Below are 14,087 nucleotides of genomic sequence, written 5' to 3'. Positions count from 1 at the left end.
GTGATGGTTCTTACAGGGGGGCGTAACTTTTCCTGTTCGCGGACGTGTTGCTCAGTGCGGGCTTCGGCTTGTGAGATATGCGACTGCACCAACTCCCGCCAGTCGGCTGGAACCTTGGCCCATAGCACCGCACGCGCTGCATCATCACCTGCGGCTTGAATAAGCTGGGCGAACTGGCGCGGCCGTTGGGGCCGGGAGACTTTGGGGGGAGCGGAATGCATGGGGCGAACCTGCCGTTGAGGGAACGGTGCCAGCTTCGCGTATAGAGGGGATTGGTTGAGTATCAGCGGGGTTTAAGAAAAACCCCGCTCGGTGGCGGGGCTGGAGACTTACGAGCTGCGAATTTTCTTCATAAAAGCAATGTCCTCATCGGATACGCCTTCTTTCTTTCGTTCCGCCTCCCACTCCGCTTCTGTCTGCTCTTTAACTGGTTCAGCGCGTGTTAGATCTGGATTTGCAATCTCAGCATCACAACTCAGTGAGTCTTCTTTCCAGACTCTATTTGAATAATCAATCTCATGCTGTGTAGGTGGTTTGCTAAGGCAAGCCCCATTAATGAAAGACACATTGAGAAGCATCTGCCTGCAACTGGAATGAACAAATCGAGCACTGTACGTCAGATTATTTGTCGGTTGTTCTCTAAGTCGTTCGTTAATCACCTGCATGACAGCAGACTGTTTTTGCTTGTCTTTTACCATGCACGCCTGTTGAGCATGAGCCCGTAGGACATTTGCAAACTCACGATTTTCTAACGCCTCTGTAGTCGCTTGTTCAATTGAAACGCTTCCCGGATTAGCGGCAAGGCAGCATCCGGTAAAGCCGATGAGCAATGCCATAGTGCTGATTGCGGCTAGTCCTTTCATCAGTGCATCGTCCCTTCGTCAAATCCAAATAGGTCAGGCTCGTTCTTGCGATGCAGAGCCCGTTGTCGGCGAATGATGTCATAAATGGTCTGGTTCGCAAGATCGTACTTGCTGACCAACTCCGGGATGGGAGTTCCGTTGTCCTTCCAGTCGCGGTAAATCTTGGCATCCCGCAATGCCCGTTTGAGTGAGTCGCCCCGTGGTAAGTAGACCACGCCGCCGCCCATCACCGAACAAATCGCAAAGACGACATGCCGGGCGAGTTCCGCCGCTGACACGTCTGGTTTTAGTTCGACCAGGAGCTTGGCTTCGGCAATTTCCACCATTTCCCGCAATGAGCCTTCCCAGCGGGACATAACCGTGGGGTCCTGCATGCTCGCCAATACCTTCTTGGCATCCAGTTGGTCGGTATCATCCGGGAACAGTTCTTCGTTCATCGTTCAGGCCTCCCATGTCGACGGGCATCGTAGGTCAATGCCGCTACCATTTTTTGCAGTTGTCCAGGGTCGAGCCATTCCACGCGCTCGACCTTGAACATGCGCAAGGCCATACCATCGGCATACGCCCAGGAGCGTTTCGCTTCGGCGAGAAAGGCCCCAATCTTACCCACCAGTTTCTCCCGGTCTGGCGCAGGTTCCGGCGCTTTGCGGCCATGCTTTTTAGCCGGTGCTGACGCCCAGCCCAACCGGGCGAACTCGGCCAATACTGCGCCGGTCTGGCGTGGGGTCAGGTCTTTGGCTGAACGCACACCGGCCACTCGGACCAGTAAGGCGCGGTAGGTTTCGTCATCCAGTCCCAGATCCTTTTTGGCGATATGGATTTTGCTCAGTTGCAGGTTTCGCGTGCTCATTGTCTTCCTCCTTTGATCAGGGCCTGGAACGCGGCCGGGTCGTTTCGGGACAGTGCGGCGACACCATGAATAGCCATGGTGAGCGCGTGTTCTGTTTCATCGAACGCCCCGGCGCTGCGGATCTGTTCCACTTCGTTCCTGGTGCCGCTATAAATTTCCATCTTGAGTTTGCTAGCGCCCATAGCCAGGCGCTTGTCCTTGTCGCGCTTGCGCTGGGCGCGTTTACGCTCGCGAGCCAGGCGGGTTTTGCGCTGTGTGGGTGATTCGTCTGTCATGGGGGGCTGCTCATCAGTACCGGACAACCACGTCCGGCAGACCGCCCCAGCAAGCTGAGGCGGTTTCGCTTATTGAAGGGTCATGGTGGTGGGTTGCCAGCGGCAGGCTGGAATGGAACCCAACATTTTTTCGCTGGCGACCAGGTCGAATAGCTTGTTGGAAAGTCGCACGGCTTCCGTCTGCCGGGGGGCACCCAGGGGGCTGGTCGGTACGCCTGTCATATCAACGGTGACGGAGGGCTTGCCGCTGCCTTCGGTGCGGTCCTCCAGGGTGATTGTGATCTTTGCCATGGGGCTTCCTATCGTTGAGTGTGGAAGGTGATGTGGTAATCGCGAGCCACCTGGCGCACGTACTTTTCGGTCATGTGGTGTTTGCGAGCAATCCATTTGGGGGAGTTGCCCAGGGCTGCGTCCGCCATGATCAATGCAGCGTGCTTGCGGGTGTCCGGTGGGCTTTCCTCTGTCTCGGCGGGCACGGCGGCTACAGAGGGCATATCCACGGCCACAGGAGCAAACAAGTGCGCATAGACCGGCGACCGCTCGGGGTTAATGGTGAAGCTCGCAGGTGCGCTGCTCATCTGGTGGCCGATCTTCTGGATTTTTCCGCCACGTCCCAAGAACTGCTCAGTCAGACGGTCGAGGTTGGCGCGGTCAGTCTCGTGTTGCGGCGAGTGAATTGGCAGCGGATCGCTGCGGGTGTCGTGATAGCGCTGCATGGTCAGGCCCCCAATGCTCGAAAGCCGGGTTGATTGCTTTTGGCAAGCCACTGGATAAAGCGCGCCACGGCCGTGATGCCTTCGCGCTGGTTCTCAGCCTCTGGCACACCGGGAACAAAGATCGTTTCGTTGTCTAGCCGAGACAGTCGAGCGCTTACGGTAACGATGTCGCGCACTATCTTTTCTTCGCCCACAGCGAGAGCAATGGCTCCTTCAGGAACACTGACTCCAAAGTCGATATGACCGGAAGCAAAGCAATAGGCGGTGATGGTTTTTTTCATTTCAATGTCCCCTCTAATTCAACAGAAGCGGTTTGCGCGCTCTGCTCGATGCAGATGTCAACTCAGATTTAGGCAGGTCCAACTGATCGCTTTTGATCACGACAAGCGAAACCTCTGGCGCTTCACCAACCCGATAACGCTGCTTGCGGCTTGAAAAGTCTGAGTCGACTTCCAGCGCCTGGCTCATCAAATCAAGCACCTTGAGGGCAGATGCTTGGGGCAATAGGTAGTCCCGATAACCCAGGGTGACTACGGCCATTTGTTGCGGTTTGCTGGTACGAACTGCCATATCAAACCCCCGCGATATCAAGGCTGATAGGTTCGTACTGCTCCGTATCACCTACACGCTGATACACACGGATGTAGGACTTGGAGCCAACCACCTGGCAGGCGTCACCAATGGCCTGCATGGCGCGCTGCCAGCGTTCATCGGTGATTTCCATACGGCGCAATGCCAGGACGCGGGCCGTGCGGATGTCGCCTTTCTGGTCAGTCCGAAAGGCGTCATTCACCAGCGTGACCACTTCGGGGCGTGCCCCGGTGGTCCAGTCGCGTAGGCATTCGTCAATCAACGCCCGCGCAGCCTGGAGGCGTTCGTCGAAGGCGATGCTTTCCTGGACGGCGCGCATGATCTTGAAGCGCCCATCGAAGCTGATCAGGCTGACATTGCCTTTCTTACCGCCGATCTGTGCGCCGTACTGCTCGGCGCTTAGTTCCACAAAGGCTTCGATATCACCGAAAGCCGAGGCCTTGAACTTCGCCAGAACCTCGTTGGCAGCACGGGCTTTTTCAACCAGGCCAAGTACCAGGGTGTCCCGTTCCAGGTCGATAGGTTTGATCATGCTTTCCGGGATCAGCCGCTTTTGAGCATCGACGCGGTAGCCTTCGGGAATGGTTTGTTGTTGTGTCATTGCAAGGTTCCTCAGTGGAGAGTCGGGCGCGACCAGTCAGCAGGACGGGCGGCGCTAATGGGTTCGCGCCATTCCAGGGTCACGCCCTGAAACTGCACGTTGTAACGGGTGCTGCCGGCCGTGCCGTGGCGTTGGTAGCCATCGGTATGGCCGAGGTTGATCAGGCGCTGACCTGACTCGGGAGTGATCACCAAGAGATTGTTTGCAGGGTGAAACGCCTGCACGCGGATGCCATGGGCCTGCAAATTGCGGGCGGCGGCGTTAAACACCCGCAGACGGTCTGCCAGGGTCGGGGTCAGGACTTTCAATGGCGTGCGGTTAGTGGAGGCGAGCATGGGCGTTCTCCTGGTTGCAGCAGTCGGGGTTGATTGGGCAGTGTTGGCAGGCGCGCCAGTGCTGCATCGCCTGGGGGTTGTGAGTCGGTGCCGGTTTTTCGCGGTAGCTTTGGCACTGGTCAGAGGTGACGGTCTGGTCCAGGGCGACACATTCAATGCGACCCAGGGTTTCCATCACGCGCCGCTCCACGCCCGCCGTGCTGGGAGATGCATAGCGGTTGGATAGAATCAGGCTGACGGCCGTGCGGCTCATGCCAATGCGCTGGCTGGCCTTGGTTTTGTTGCTGGCGGCTACCTCAGCGGCAAGCAAGCGCACGAATAACGGCACTTCGTTGCCCCAGGCGGACAGGTTGACCTGGTTCATTCGGCCACCTCCAGATCAGCTTTGCGCCACACGACCTGATCCAGGTTCGGGTCATAGACCTGGTGAAAGTCGCGCTGATAGATCGGATGTTTGGGGCCGGTGTACCGAGACGGAACCAGGCGGAAACGAGTTTTAACACCAGGCGTGCCGCCTCGACGTGTCACATAGCCAGCCTTTGCCAGACCTGACAAATACACATGAGCGCCAAATTCACTAATGGACACGCCGTTGACACTGGCGGCCACGGCGGCCTCGGCAGCGCTAAACTCGCCCAGGATGCGCAATGCCCGCCAGACGTTCTCGGCACCAGCTGCATACTTGGAAACTTTGCCGCTACGGGTAATGCGCGGGGCTTCAACGCCTTCGTCTTTAAGGAGTTCCCACTCGGCATCGAAGCGCCCGACGTTGCGAATTTTGCTGACAATGCCGGCCTTTTCCATGTCTCGAAAATAGCCACGTACGGTTTGGTCGTCCTGGTTCGACTTTCGAGCAACAGCGTAAGTCGTCAGCTCTTTAGGGCTGGCGTTGATGGCACGAATGGCTTCCCAAATATGTTGGCGTGGGGGCTTTCCTCCCACCATCACCAGATCGGCTCTGATTCCCATAGCTCAAGCCCTCCGCGACGGCGCTTCGCCGGTAAACCAACCGCGTGCGCCCCAACCGGCAAGGTCGATGCTGTCGATGGCCTGGGCTTGGGTTTCGCTGTACACCCGGTACAGGTTGACCGCGACACGGCGAAGGCACCCACCGACTTTAGTCCGCAAATCCTCTAACAGATCATCGGCAAAGCGCAGATTTGGATAGCTGGCGTGGGCCAAGGCGCGCAGGTCGTCGAGGGTGGCACGTTGTGCAGGTACCCACTCCAGGACACGGTTATGCAGGCGTTCCAACTTAGCCAGGCTGGCGGGTACACGTTCTTCACCAATCAGAACGATGGTCCCTTGGCTAGCGTTGTAGATATCGGTCAAGACGTTGGCAACGGCCTTTTCCAGCAGGTATTGCACGTCGTCAATCAGCAGTGGGCGACCACTGCGGGATAGCTGCTCGGCGATCTGGTCGACCATCTGCGACAAAGTGCGCTCTGGCTGGATACTCATTTCGCGCAGGATGGCGAGCAGGAAAGCTTTCTTGCTCCAGGTATCGCGACACTCCACGTAGTAGGCGCGATGTTGGTTGGCGGCGAAGGCAGCGCCCACGCTTTTACCCAGCCCACTTGCGCCGTACATCACCACCATGCCAGGCAGGCCTGCCGGGCGGTCGTGGGCTCGGCCGATGGCGGCGGACAAGAGGCCGACATTGGTCAGGGGAACGATTTTTGTAACACTCATAATGCGACTCCTAAAGATCTTGGGTTAAGCGCGGGCCTGGTCGGCGAACGCGAACATTTGCTGAATGGATTTGAAGTCCGGGTGTTGCGGGTAGCGGGCTTCTTGGGTTAAGCGCGGGCCTGGTCGGCGAACGCGAACATTTGCTGAATGGATTTGAAGTCCGGGTGTTGCGGGTAGCGGGCGTGCCACTGCATTTCCTCGGGCGTCGGCGATTCGCCGCTGGCGATGCGGGCGTCGATCTGGAGCCAGAGGCGGTATCGGGCGGTTGGGTCGGTTGGCAGGTCGAAGGCTTGAGGTTTCGGTGCTGACAGCTCGGCGAAACGCCGGGCTTCGGCCATTTGCTCAAGACTCAGCTGTGCCGATGGCGCAGTAGTCGGTGCGATCATTTCTACGCGCTTGCCGGTCAAGGTTTCGAGCTTGTCCACGGCACGCTTCATCTGGCCGCTTTCGCGCTTGTCGTAGGCTTTCTCAATCATGGCTTTTGGCATGTAGTCGCTGGCGTTACCGTCCACCAGGGCTTCACCAATCAATTCACCATCGAGCGTGCGAACCCAAACGCGGGAGGCATCACGCACGTCGTAGGCCAGGCGGATGTCATCGCCGTGAAAGCTGCGTAGTGCGTCAAGGAAGTAGGTTTCGCCCGCCCAAGTGACCTCACCCCGACGGGTGGGACGTACGACTTGTGGGCGCGACAGGTCATTGAGCAACTCGGCAGGAGCGATAATTGGTTCCCAGCCTTCGGCGCGTGCGGCTTCCCACGCCTCGTTCGGGCTCATGTGGCGCAGCTTGCCGGTCAGCGGGTCGCGGAATTTGGCGAGCCCCCTGTGCGGACTGTTGTTGTAGGTTTCAATCTCGTATTCGACACCGGCCATGAACTCGGCGAAGGTCGGAATCAAGCGGGTACGGCCGGTTTCGCGCAGCTCTTTGCGGCCAATCCGATGCACTTTCGTGCCCGCATGTTTGTCCATGTCGGCGCCGATATAGCTGGTCAACTTCTTGGCTGCGTTGACCCAAATAGTCTGGTGGGAACGCTCGATAAGACCTCGCGCCTGGCTGTTGTAAGGCAGCGCGTGGGTCATGGTGCCGCCGAGACGGTCGACCACTTCACGGACGGTGTCGTTGGCAAAGCCTGAGCCGTTGTCGACGTAGAACATGGCAAACATGCCGTGCTGCATAGCGTCACGCAGTGCGTCCATTACGCCGATGGTGGACTCGGCTTCACCAATGGAAATGCCCAAGGCTTTGCGTGTTGCAACATCGAGGACAGCGGTTGCTTCCGGGCGGTAAGGCTTGCCGGTGCGTGGATTCAACACCTCGGCGTCGAACTTGTGGCCGTCGGCAGTGAATACGTCGCAGGGGTACATGTTCTTGGTAGAACGACGCTTGAACGGTTGTAGCGCTTTGAGTTCCTGCGGAGTACGACGGCCGCGTTCGCGGGCTTCGGCGCTCAACTTATTGAGGAACCGGCGAACTACGTGGATGCTTGGGCGGTCGGCCGGGTTCTTGAGAGCGAACTCGGCATAGGCCGCTTCGACACTGGGCTTGGTCGGGCGCTGATAGCAGGCCAGGAATGCTGCCGACCATGAAGGCAAGCTCATATCCTTTTGGCGCCGGGCTGGGGCCAGGCCTATTTCACCGTCTTTGCGATAGTCGCCCAGCCAACGCTTGAGTGTGCGTTCACTCAAAGAGCGGTCGCCAGTCTTGCGGTCGTTGGCGCGCAGGACCTGACCAGCCAGGTACGAAGTGAGCTGTTCAGCTTTCGCAAGAGACACTAGCGTGTTGATCGCCCGTTGCTGGCTAATTGTCTGGCTCATGCGCTCGATTTCACGCACAAAGGCCAGGCGAGCGGTCATAACTGAGCGTTGATCTTCGTTCAAGCGTGACGGCGAAATATGGTCACGCTCAGTAGATGTAAGGCCAGTGACGGGCGACGGCACTGGTGCAGCTTCAGTGATCGATGCTGCGATTAAAGCAGCCTGGGTTTCTGGCGGCAGTGCCGCGAAACGGTACTCGACAGCCTTACTGCCGAGGCGGCCTTGGCCTTCCCAGTGACAACGGGAAGCAAGTGCTTTGACATTACGGGCTGTGCCAGGCATTCCAGGCAGCCCTGCCAGCTCCTGAGCAGTAAACCAGTTACGCATGGCAACCTCCTAGGAGGCGCTTTAGTTCAAGAACTTCATCGCATGCCGTAAGTAACAGGTGTTCAAGAGTTTCAACACGCCGGACTGTGGCCGAATGTAGCGCCATGATTGAGAGCGCCAGAGGTTCGGGAGCTGGTGCGGCCTGGTTAATAGAGGCTTCAATGAGCGCTGTTTTGGCTTCGTTTGGCAGGGTGTCGAAGCTGTACTCCATGGCTTTCGTACCAACCCGCCGCTGGCTTTGCCAGCTCTCACGCAAAGCTTTAATCCGCACACCATTGGGCGTTCCGGGCAGGCCAGGCATTCCAGCCAACTCTTTTGAGGTGTAGTGACTAAGCATTGGCGTCACCCAGCACCCGCTTAAGTTCACGGGCTTTACGGCCGGCGTCGTCGCGAAGACGTTCCAGTCGGCCAAGCTCCGCGTTCAGCGCGTCGCGACCATACGCCACGCGGCCGCCCCGTAGATGTACTTGCCAATTAGTGAGGACATGACTTGCACAAACTTCTTCCAGCAATGCAGCTCTATATAGAGGAAGGTTGTGATCGGTTCGGGCAGGGCTCGACCAAGCGTCTAACATGTTCTTGCTGACATCATCACCTGACAGCCGAGACATACGAGCAGCGATCTCGTAGCGGTCCAGTTCGGACTCCTTGAGGATTTCACTCACAAGCTCGCTGACTTGGGCGGCGTAGTTGCCGAGCCCCGGTATAGACAGCACCGGCTGGGGAACAGAGAAGATGTCTAATGTTCTGTCATCTTTTATGCGACGCATGTTCAGGCACTCCTTGCCGCTTTACAGTGTCCAAATGGCTGTAGTCCGGTATCCTTGATGCAGGACGTGTTTATTTCCGCGCGTCCCGGCCGTTGTCTATGCGGAGTGCCATCAGCGTTCCAACGCTCAGGCCAAATATCCGCAGGCTCAAGGCATAAGGCACGAGCTAGAGACCGCTCGATACGCGGATAAGGGGTGCTTTTGGCGTTACGGATTGCACGAGGGGTTACTTCCAGCTGCCGTGCGAGTTCTGCCATCGAAGTGCCGCGAACACGGAGTTGGTATTTGATCCACTCCCATCGGTTGCTAGGATCAGTGGGCATGTCGATATCGCTCATAGTTTTGAACCATCTTCACGGGTGGTTTTTTTTGGACGTCTAACGTCCTCTTGCGGATAAACATAGCGCGGATAATCGCGCATATCAATCGGAAAAATGAGCATCCGATTCTTTTTTATGCGCTGCGCGCTCAGAAAAATGAATAAACGAGATAAATCAATGACTTATAGGGAATCGGATAAAACGGATGCTTCAGGAACGCAGCATCCGATTCCAACGGAGGCAATCGGATGCTTCCGTGAAAGACTTAAGGAGGCGATGGGCACAAGAGCTGCGCGCGTTTTTGCGCGCGACTCAGGTCTTTCTGAAGGGGCTATACGCAGTTATCTGAGCGGAGAGACATATCCAACCTTAGATAGGCTGGAACAGATCGCCCAGGCCGCTGGTGTGTCACCGATGTGGCTAGCTTTCGGTGAGCAGCAGCAGGCATCACTCGTAATTGAGGATGATACTTACAGCTATGTCCCGTTGTATGACGCTCGTTGCAGCGCTGGACATGGGGCTTGGACGGAGGGTGCGCGGGTTCTTACACACTTGGCGTTTACCACTTACTCATTGCGTAAGCAGGGGCTGGAACCGTCTAAGCTATCGGCTATTCGCGTTGACGGTGATTCTATGGAGGGATTGTTGAGCGATGGTGACACCGTATTGATTGACCATTGCCGCAACAGTCTGGAGGGCGAAGCTGTTTATGTTATCCGCCTGGATGACCATCTATACGCCAAACGGCTGCAACGCCAGATAGGCGGCGGCGTCGCGGTTATCAGCTCCAATACGGCCTATCAGACCATGACGGTCTCTAAAGAGAACCTGAACGACTTGGAGATTGTCGGGCGGGTAGTTTGGGCAGGCGGTTGGATTTGAGATACAAGGTTTAATATCACGCTACCGAGATGGCGCCGACATCTCGGTGCCAAAGGTTTCGCTAAACCCGCCCGCATGCAGTGCCCTCGCCGGATTTTGCCTGTTTATTTCTTCGCGCTGCTTTGGCACTAGTTTTAGGATCGCCGTCTTCCTGGAGCCCTTGTAGGACCTGGCCGTCACACAATCTCCCGCTATATCCCGGCTCATCCCACTGACTTCCTACCAGTGCCATATCTAGAACCTCCTCACATGTAGGACCTGGCCGTCACACAATCTCCCGCTATATCCCGGCTCATCCCACTGACTTCCTACCAGTGCCATATCTAGAACCTCCTCACATGGTGGCGATTGTGATCGACTGCGTGACCATCCAGTTGACCAAATGGAGCATCAACGTGGGGACGCGCCGCGGGTTTGGTTCGTGGCGGTTCCTGGGGTGCTTTTCGGCGACGATTGCCTTGGCCTACCTGCTGTTCAGCGTGGCGGTCTACTGGTTTCGCTGGTCGGATGCGAACGAGCTGTATGCCTTGTTGCCCGCCGACGAAGTGCGACCGACGATTGCGTTCAACCCGCTGCGTAATGTGCTGTATTCCATAGCGCTGTTTCAGCCCGTGACGTTTATCTACGCCACGTCCGAAGGCCTTATCTCCAGTTACTTCATGCCCGAGCCGATCCTGTTCTACTGCGCGGTTACCGGAACCCTCTCACTGGTGACCATCAGCGTGGCCTATCAATTTGCTCGAGGTGCTGACCTGCTACGACGGTTGTGCATGGGCTTTGTCAGCCACGTCGGCACGCCCCGGACCAACGCCATGAGTGTGGTGGTGTTGATGCTGCTGGGGCTGGTGTTGGTGCCGTTGTGCCTGATGGCGCTCTATCTGGCTGTCTGAAGATTCGGCCTGAGCAGGTACTGGCACCGACCACCATGGTTCTCATCGAGCTGTCGGACAGTGCGCATGCAAATAGAGGTCGGGGATGATGGCAATTAAATGGCTGTGCCCCAGTGTTGTGCGGGGGCAGGGCGCGATTTTTCTTCGGTTGATTTAGAATGATGGCTCTTTGCTATTTACCTGGTCGACATTTAAGGAAGAAAAATGAAACGGATCGAGCGCGACTTCATCACCCTGTTCAATTGCCTGTGGTATCAGGATTTTCCGGTGGAGGTCGATGCCGTCACCAACCGTGCCGGCTGGACCATTCATGTGGGGCTGGTGATGCGCCAATGCGCCAAGTTGCTCGGTGCACGTGCTTATTTTGAACAGGGCGGGCGCACGGATGCGGTCCTGAAATACCCAGACAAGAGCATTCTGTCCAACGTCGAATGGGAATGGGTCCAGTCCCACAACGACAAAGTGGATGAAATCAGCAAACTGTTTAAAAGCCATGAAAAGGCGGCGTTCTCCACGTTTGTGTCCTACAGCACCAAAGGCCATTTGCCCGAAGCTATCGAAAAGGCTTCCAAACTCTGGGCCAAGGCCAGCACGCCGTTGATTTTCTTTGTCGTGACCTTTGAGTCGGTCGGGCGCGACCGGCACTTCCTGGAACTGCAAACGCACGTTTTCAGCCGTGGCAAACACAAAAAAATCCGCTCGCAGCCCGCCCTGCCTTGGCAGATCAACCGCGCACGCTTCAACAACGTGGACGAGGATCAGTAAACAACAGGCATAATCGCGCTTTTGCTGCCTGGAGCCCGCGATGAAGCTCGCTGCCTTGCTGACCCTTTTATTCACTGCCATGTGCTTCAACACTTCGGCGGCGGCAGCAGGCGATGCCGAGGCCGGCGCCAGGCTGTTCACCAAGACCTGTGGCGGTTGCCACAGTGTCGGGCTCAACGCGCGCGGCGGTTTCGGGCCACAGCTCAACGGGGTGATCGGGCGGCTGGCGGGGAGCACGGCGGACTATCAGTATTCCGACGCGATGAAAAATTCGGGCGTGGTGTGGACGCGGGAAACCCTCGCGGCCTATATCGAGAACCCGAAGAAAGTGGTGAGCGGCACCCGCATGATTTTCTGGGGGATCAGCGATCAGGAGAAGATCGAGAATCTGCTGGCATACCTTCAGACGTTCTCGGCGCAATAACCCCCCATCCCACGCCCCCCCCAAAACATCCAATCCGGCCTATCCGTCACCGGCAAGGTCACTTGGTTCATATGTATCGTTGAATCCTCAGGTGGCGCTGAAAAGTCCAGCGGTAACCGTCGATTGCCTGGGTGCTTGCGAAGGTCGTATACCTCAGCTAGCTTGCTCATCGTCGGTTCGCAATGATCAGGCTATATCAGGAGCTGTGAGTGTGCATGGATGCCAAGTGTTTCGTAGAAGTACATATATCACAAGGTACTTATCTGCATTGCCTATGGCAGGGCTGATCCATCGGTGCTATTGGCCATAAGTTAAAGTCGTATTTATAGCCATCATTATTAGGAATCCACCAGTAATTGGTCGGGTAATTACTACAATACCTAAGGTGATCATCAAATGGACTTTATTGATGAGCTTGCGCGATTGAATAAATTGGAAACCCAGGAACAGTGGTTTTCAGCTATTGAAAAAATGAACGACAAGTACGGGTTTTCCCGAGTCCTGATCGGGTTGTTGCCAAAATATGATGCCGAGTTGAGTACGGCGATGATTGTCAGCAACTATCCCATGGCCTGGCGAAGTCAATATGATCAATTGCGCTATGCCACGATTGATCCGGTGGTGATTTATTCGTTTCAAAACGTCCGGCCCGTTGTCTGGGATGAGTCGTTGTATTGCACCCCGCGTCAACGTGAGTTTCGGGAAGAGGCCAGCGCTTATGGACTTTCCCGGGGGGTTACATTTCCCCTGCATGGGCCGCAGGGGCAGTTCGGTACTTTCAGCCTGGCGGTTGATGCCCAGGATATTGCGGGCACAACTCGGCATATCAATGCCATGATTCCGAAGCTGTCTATTCTTAAAGACGTGATTTTGCAAAGTGCTTTGGACAATGCGGGCAAGTTGAATGGTGCCAAGGTGATTTCCCTGACAAGTCGTGAGAAAGAGATTCTCAAGTGGTGTGCCGTCGGGAAAAGCTCGTGGGATATTTCCAGGATCTGTGGTTGTTCGGAGGCCAATATCAATTATCACTTTGCGAGCATCAACACCAAGTTTGGCGTTGCGTCCCGCCGAGCGGCTGCGGTCAAGGCGGTTTCGCTCGGGCTGATCAGCCTCTAGCGCCCCCAGAGCCCTCCAGGCGGTGGGTTCACGGGGCGGGGTAACCGGCCATCATGCATTGGATCCAAAACCAGCGCAACTGGTTACCCTGCTAGTGTGACAGTCCGGTGAAGGTGGATAGATTGAGGTTTAAGTAATCGCAGGGAGGGAATCCAGTGCATTTCACAATCGGCCGGCGGCATGAAATAGACAGTGAGCAACTGTGCGCCATGCATAGGTTGCGCGCAGATGTTTTTAAAAAGCGTAAGGGCTGGGATGTCGCGATCATTGCCGATATGGAAATTGATGGCTATGACGCACTGGAACCTCTCTACATGCTGATCCAGGATGTTGGAGGCAGTGAGATCAAAGGATGCTGGCGTATCTTGCCAACGACAGGCCCGTATATGCTCAGGGACACTTTCTCCGAACTGCTGGAAGGACGGCCTGCGCCGGTTTCGTCCCAGGTATGGGAGCTCAGTCGATTTGCCGTGACACCTCGATACCCTGGTAACAAGGGGTTTTCCGATTTTACCCTGGAGGCTGTAAAGGCCATCGTTGCCTATGGCATCGAGCAACATATCCAGCGTTATGTGACGGTGACAACCGTTGCGGTAGAGCGGATGTTGATCCGGGCAGGCCTGGTCATCGCCCGGCTGGGTCCGGTGCGGGCCATTGGCAAGGAAAAAGCGATTGCCCTTGAAATTGACTTGGGCGCGGTGACTCAACGTGCGCTGTTTGGCGTACCCAAGAATTGTTGTGGCGCTACGCTGCAGTAGTTAAGGAAACTCTGAAAAAGACTTTCTGATTTGGCAAAATACCGCGACCCCACCCACCGAGTTTCCCGATGAAGCAGATGACCTTCGCCGACGCCGAG

23 protein-coding genes and 1 other RNA gene are annotated in these 14,087 nt (G+C 56.5%); 6 read left to right on the top strand and 18 right to left on the bottom strand.

Features of this window, described 5'->3' with window-relative positions:
- Window positions 1–329: 329 nt before the first annotated feature.
- The 18 genes from AO268_RS24045 to AO268_RS23960 all read right to left on the bottom strand — a co-directional run bounded on the left by AO268_RS24045 (window position 330) and on the right by AO268_RS23960 (window position 9,157).
- Window positions 330–863, bottom strand: a complete 534-nt coding sequence (locus tag AO268_RS24045; protein WP_099170066.1) for a hypothetical protein — start codon at window positions 861–863, stop codon at window positions 330–332.
- Complete coding sequence (locus tag AO268_RS24040; protein ID WP_099170065.1) at window positions 863–1,300, bottom strand: Mor transcription activator family protein; 438 nt, start codon at window positions 1,298–1,300, stop codon at window positions 863–865. Before AO268_RS24040 ends, AO268_RS24045 begins: the two co-directional genes overlap by 1 nt.
- Window positions 1,297–1,713: a gp16 family protein gene (locus tag AO268_RS24035; RefSeq protein ID WP_099170064.1), complete on the bottom strand. Its 417-nt coding sequence runs from the start codon at window positions 1,711–1,713 to the stop codon at window positions 1,297–1,299. Before AO268_RS24035 ends, AO268_RS24040 begins: the two co-directional genes overlap by 4 nt.
- Entirely contained in the window at window positions 1,710–1,988 is a 279-nt protein-coding gene (locus AO268_RS24030; protein ID WP_099170063.1) for a hypothetical protein, read from the bottom strand. The genes AO268_RS24035 and AO268_RS24030 overlap by 4 nt, the downstream gene beginning before the upstream one ends.
- Window positions 1,989–2,059, bottom strand: an RNA gene (locus AO268_RS24025) — hammerhead ribozyme type II. It abuts the gene before it with no gap.
- Window positions 2,058–2,279 (bottom strand): hypothetical protein, encoded by a 222-nt coding sequence (locus AO268_RS24020; protein ID WP_099170062.1) that lies wholly within the window; start codon window positions 2,277–2,279, stop codon window positions 2,058–2,060. The genes AO268_RS24025 and AO268_RS24020 overlap by 2 nt, the downstream gene beginning before the upstream one ends.
- Window positions 2,280–2,287: 8 nt before the next feature.
- Window positions 2,288–2,704, bottom strand: coding sequence for a hypothetical protein (locus AO268_RS24015; protein WP_099170061.1), 417 nt, complete (start codon window positions 2,702–2,704; stop codon window positions 2,288–2,290).
- A gap of 2 nt (window positions 2,705–2,706) precedes the next feature.
- Window positions 2,707–2,985, bottom strand: a complete 279-nt coding sequence (locus tag AO268_RS24010; RefSeq protein WP_099170060.1) for a host nuclease inhibitor protein — start codon at window positions 2,983–2,985, stop codon at window positions 2,707–2,709.
- Between the two features lie 13 nt (window positions 2,986–2,998).
- On the bottom strand, window positions 2,999–3,274 hold the full coding sequence (locus AO268_RS24005) for a hypothetical protein (RefSeq protein WP_099170059.1): 276 nt from the start codon (window positions 3,272–3,274) through the stop codon (window positions 2,999–3,001).
- 1 nt (window position 3,275) lies between these two features.
- Complete coding sequence (locus AO268_RS24000; RefSeq protein WP_099170058.1) at window positions 3,276–3,896, bottom strand: DUF3164 family protein; 621 nt, start codon at window positions 3,894–3,896, stop codon at window positions 3,276–3,278.
- An 11-nt stretch (window positions 3,897–3,907) separates the two neighbouring features.
- Window positions 3,908–4,231, bottom strand: coding sequence for a hypothetical protein (locus AO268_RS23995; protein ID WP_092235950.1), 324 nt, complete (start codon window positions 4,229–4,231; stop codon window positions 3,908–3,910).
- Window positions 4,215–4,595: a hypothetical protein gene (locus tag AO268_RS23990; protein WP_099170057.1), complete on the bottom strand. Its 381-nt coding sequence runs from the start codon at window positions 4,593–4,595 to the stop codon at window positions 4,215–4,217. Before AO268_RS23990 ends, AO268_RS23995 begins: the two co-directional genes overlap by 17 nt.
- Entirely contained in the window at window positions 4,592–5,200 is a 609-nt protein-coding gene (locus AO268_RS23985) for a hypothetical protein (RefSeq protein WP_257154441.1), read from the bottom strand. Before AO268_RS23985 ends, AO268_RS23990 begins: the two co-directional genes overlap by 4 nt.
- Window positions 5,201–5,203: 3 nt before the next feature.
- Window positions 5,204–5,923 (bottom strand): AAA family ATPase, encoded by a 720-nt coding sequence (locus AO268_RS23980; protein WP_099170056.1) that lies wholly within the window; start codon window positions 5,921–5,923, stop codon window positions 5,204–5,206.
- 107 nt (window positions 5,924–6,030) lie between these two features.
- The gene (locus tag AO268_RS23975) at window positions 6,031–8,064 is read right to left on the bottom strand and encodes a DNA-binding protein (protein ID WP_099170055.1); all 2,034 of its coding nucleotides are present in this window, start codon (window positions 8,062–8,064) and stop codon (window positions 6,031–6,033) included.
- The gene (locus AO268_RS23970) at window positions 8,057–8,401 is read right to left on the bottom strand and encodes a DNA-binding protein (protein ID WP_099170054.1); all 345 of its coding nucleotides are present in this window, start codon (window positions 8,399–8,401) and stop codon (window positions 8,057–8,059) included. The genes AO268_RS23975 and AO268_RS23970 overlap by 8 nt, the downstream gene beginning before the upstream one ends.
- On the bottom strand, window positions 8,394–8,834 hold the full coding sequence (locus AO268_RS23965; RefSeq protein ID WP_099170053.1) for a hypothetical protein: 441 nt from the start codon (window positions 8,832–8,834) through the stop codon (window positions 8,394–8,396). Before AO268_RS23965 ends, AO268_RS23970 begins: the two co-directional genes overlap by 8 nt.
- A 2-nt stretch (window positions 8,835–8,836) precedes the next feature.
- Window positions 8,837–9,157, bottom strand: a complete 321-nt coding sequence (locus tag AO268_RS23960) for a helix-turn-helix domain-containing protein (RefSeq protein ID WP_257154449.1) — start codon at window positions 9,155–9,157, stop codon at window positions 8,837–8,839.
- A gap of 111 nt (window positions 9,158–9,268) precedes the next feature.
- Between AO268_RS23960 and AO268_RS23955 the strand changes: the two genes are divergently transcribed.
- The 6 genes from AO268_RS23955 (at window position 9,269) to AO268_RS23925 (ending at window position 13,989) form a co-directional block, all read left to right on the top strand.
- On the top strand, window positions 9,269–10,036 hold the full coding sequence (locus AO268_RS23955) for an XRE family transcriptional regulator (protein ID WP_373562153.1): 768 nt from the start codon (window positions 9,269–9,271) through the stop codon (window positions 10,034–10,036).
- A 338-nt stretch (window positions 10,037–10,374) separates the two neighbouring features.
- Window positions 10,375–10,926 carry a hypothetical protein gene (locus AO268_RS23945; protein ID WP_099170049.1) on the top strand — a complete coding sequence of 184 codons (552 nt, stop codon included), beginning with the start codon at window positions 10,375–10,377 and terminating at the stop codon, window positions 10,924–10,926.
- A 204-nt stretch (window positions 10,927–11,130) separates the two neighbouring features.
- Window positions 11,131–11,691 carry a hypothetical protein gene (locus tag AO268_RS23940; protein ID WP_083743059.1) on the top strand — a complete coding sequence of 187 codons (561 nt, stop codon included), beginning with the start codon at window positions 11,131–11,133 and terminating at the stop codon, window positions 11,689–11,691.
- A gap of 40 nt (window positions 11,692–11,731) precedes the next feature.
- Window positions 11,732–12,115 carry a c-type cytochrome gene (locus AO268_RS23935; protein ID WP_076962764.1) on the top strand — a complete coding sequence of 128 codons (384 nt, stop codon included), beginning with the start codon at window positions 11,732–11,734 and terminating at the stop codon, window positions 12,113–12,115.
- Window positions 12,116–12,511: 396 nt separating this feature from the next.
- The gene (locus tag AO268_RS23930) at window positions 12,512–13,231 is read left to right on the top strand and encodes a helix-turn-helix transcriptional regulator (RefSeq protein WP_076962763.1); all 720 of its coding nucleotides are present in this window, start codon (window positions 12,512–12,514) and stop codon (window positions 13,229–13,231) included.
- Between the two features lie 155 nt (window positions 13,232–13,386).
- A complete protein-coding gene (locus AO268_RS23925; RefSeq protein WP_099170048.1) occupies window positions 13,387–13,989 on the top strand; it encodes an acyl-homoserine-lactone synthase in 603 nt (200 codons plus the stop codon).
- The last annotated feature ends 98 nt before the right edge of the window (window positions 13,990–14,087 follow it).

Origin of the sequence: Pseudomonas sp. ICMP 8385, assembly GCF_002699915.1 — a bacterium.
Classification (GTDB): domain Bacteria; phylum Pseudomonadota; class Gammaproteobacteria; order Pseudomonadales; family Pseudomonadaceae; genus Aquipseudomonas; species Aquipseudomonas gessardii.
The sequence above is the reverse complement of the archived record's forward strand: the minus strand, read 5'-3'. Positions and strand labels throughout refer to the sequence as shown.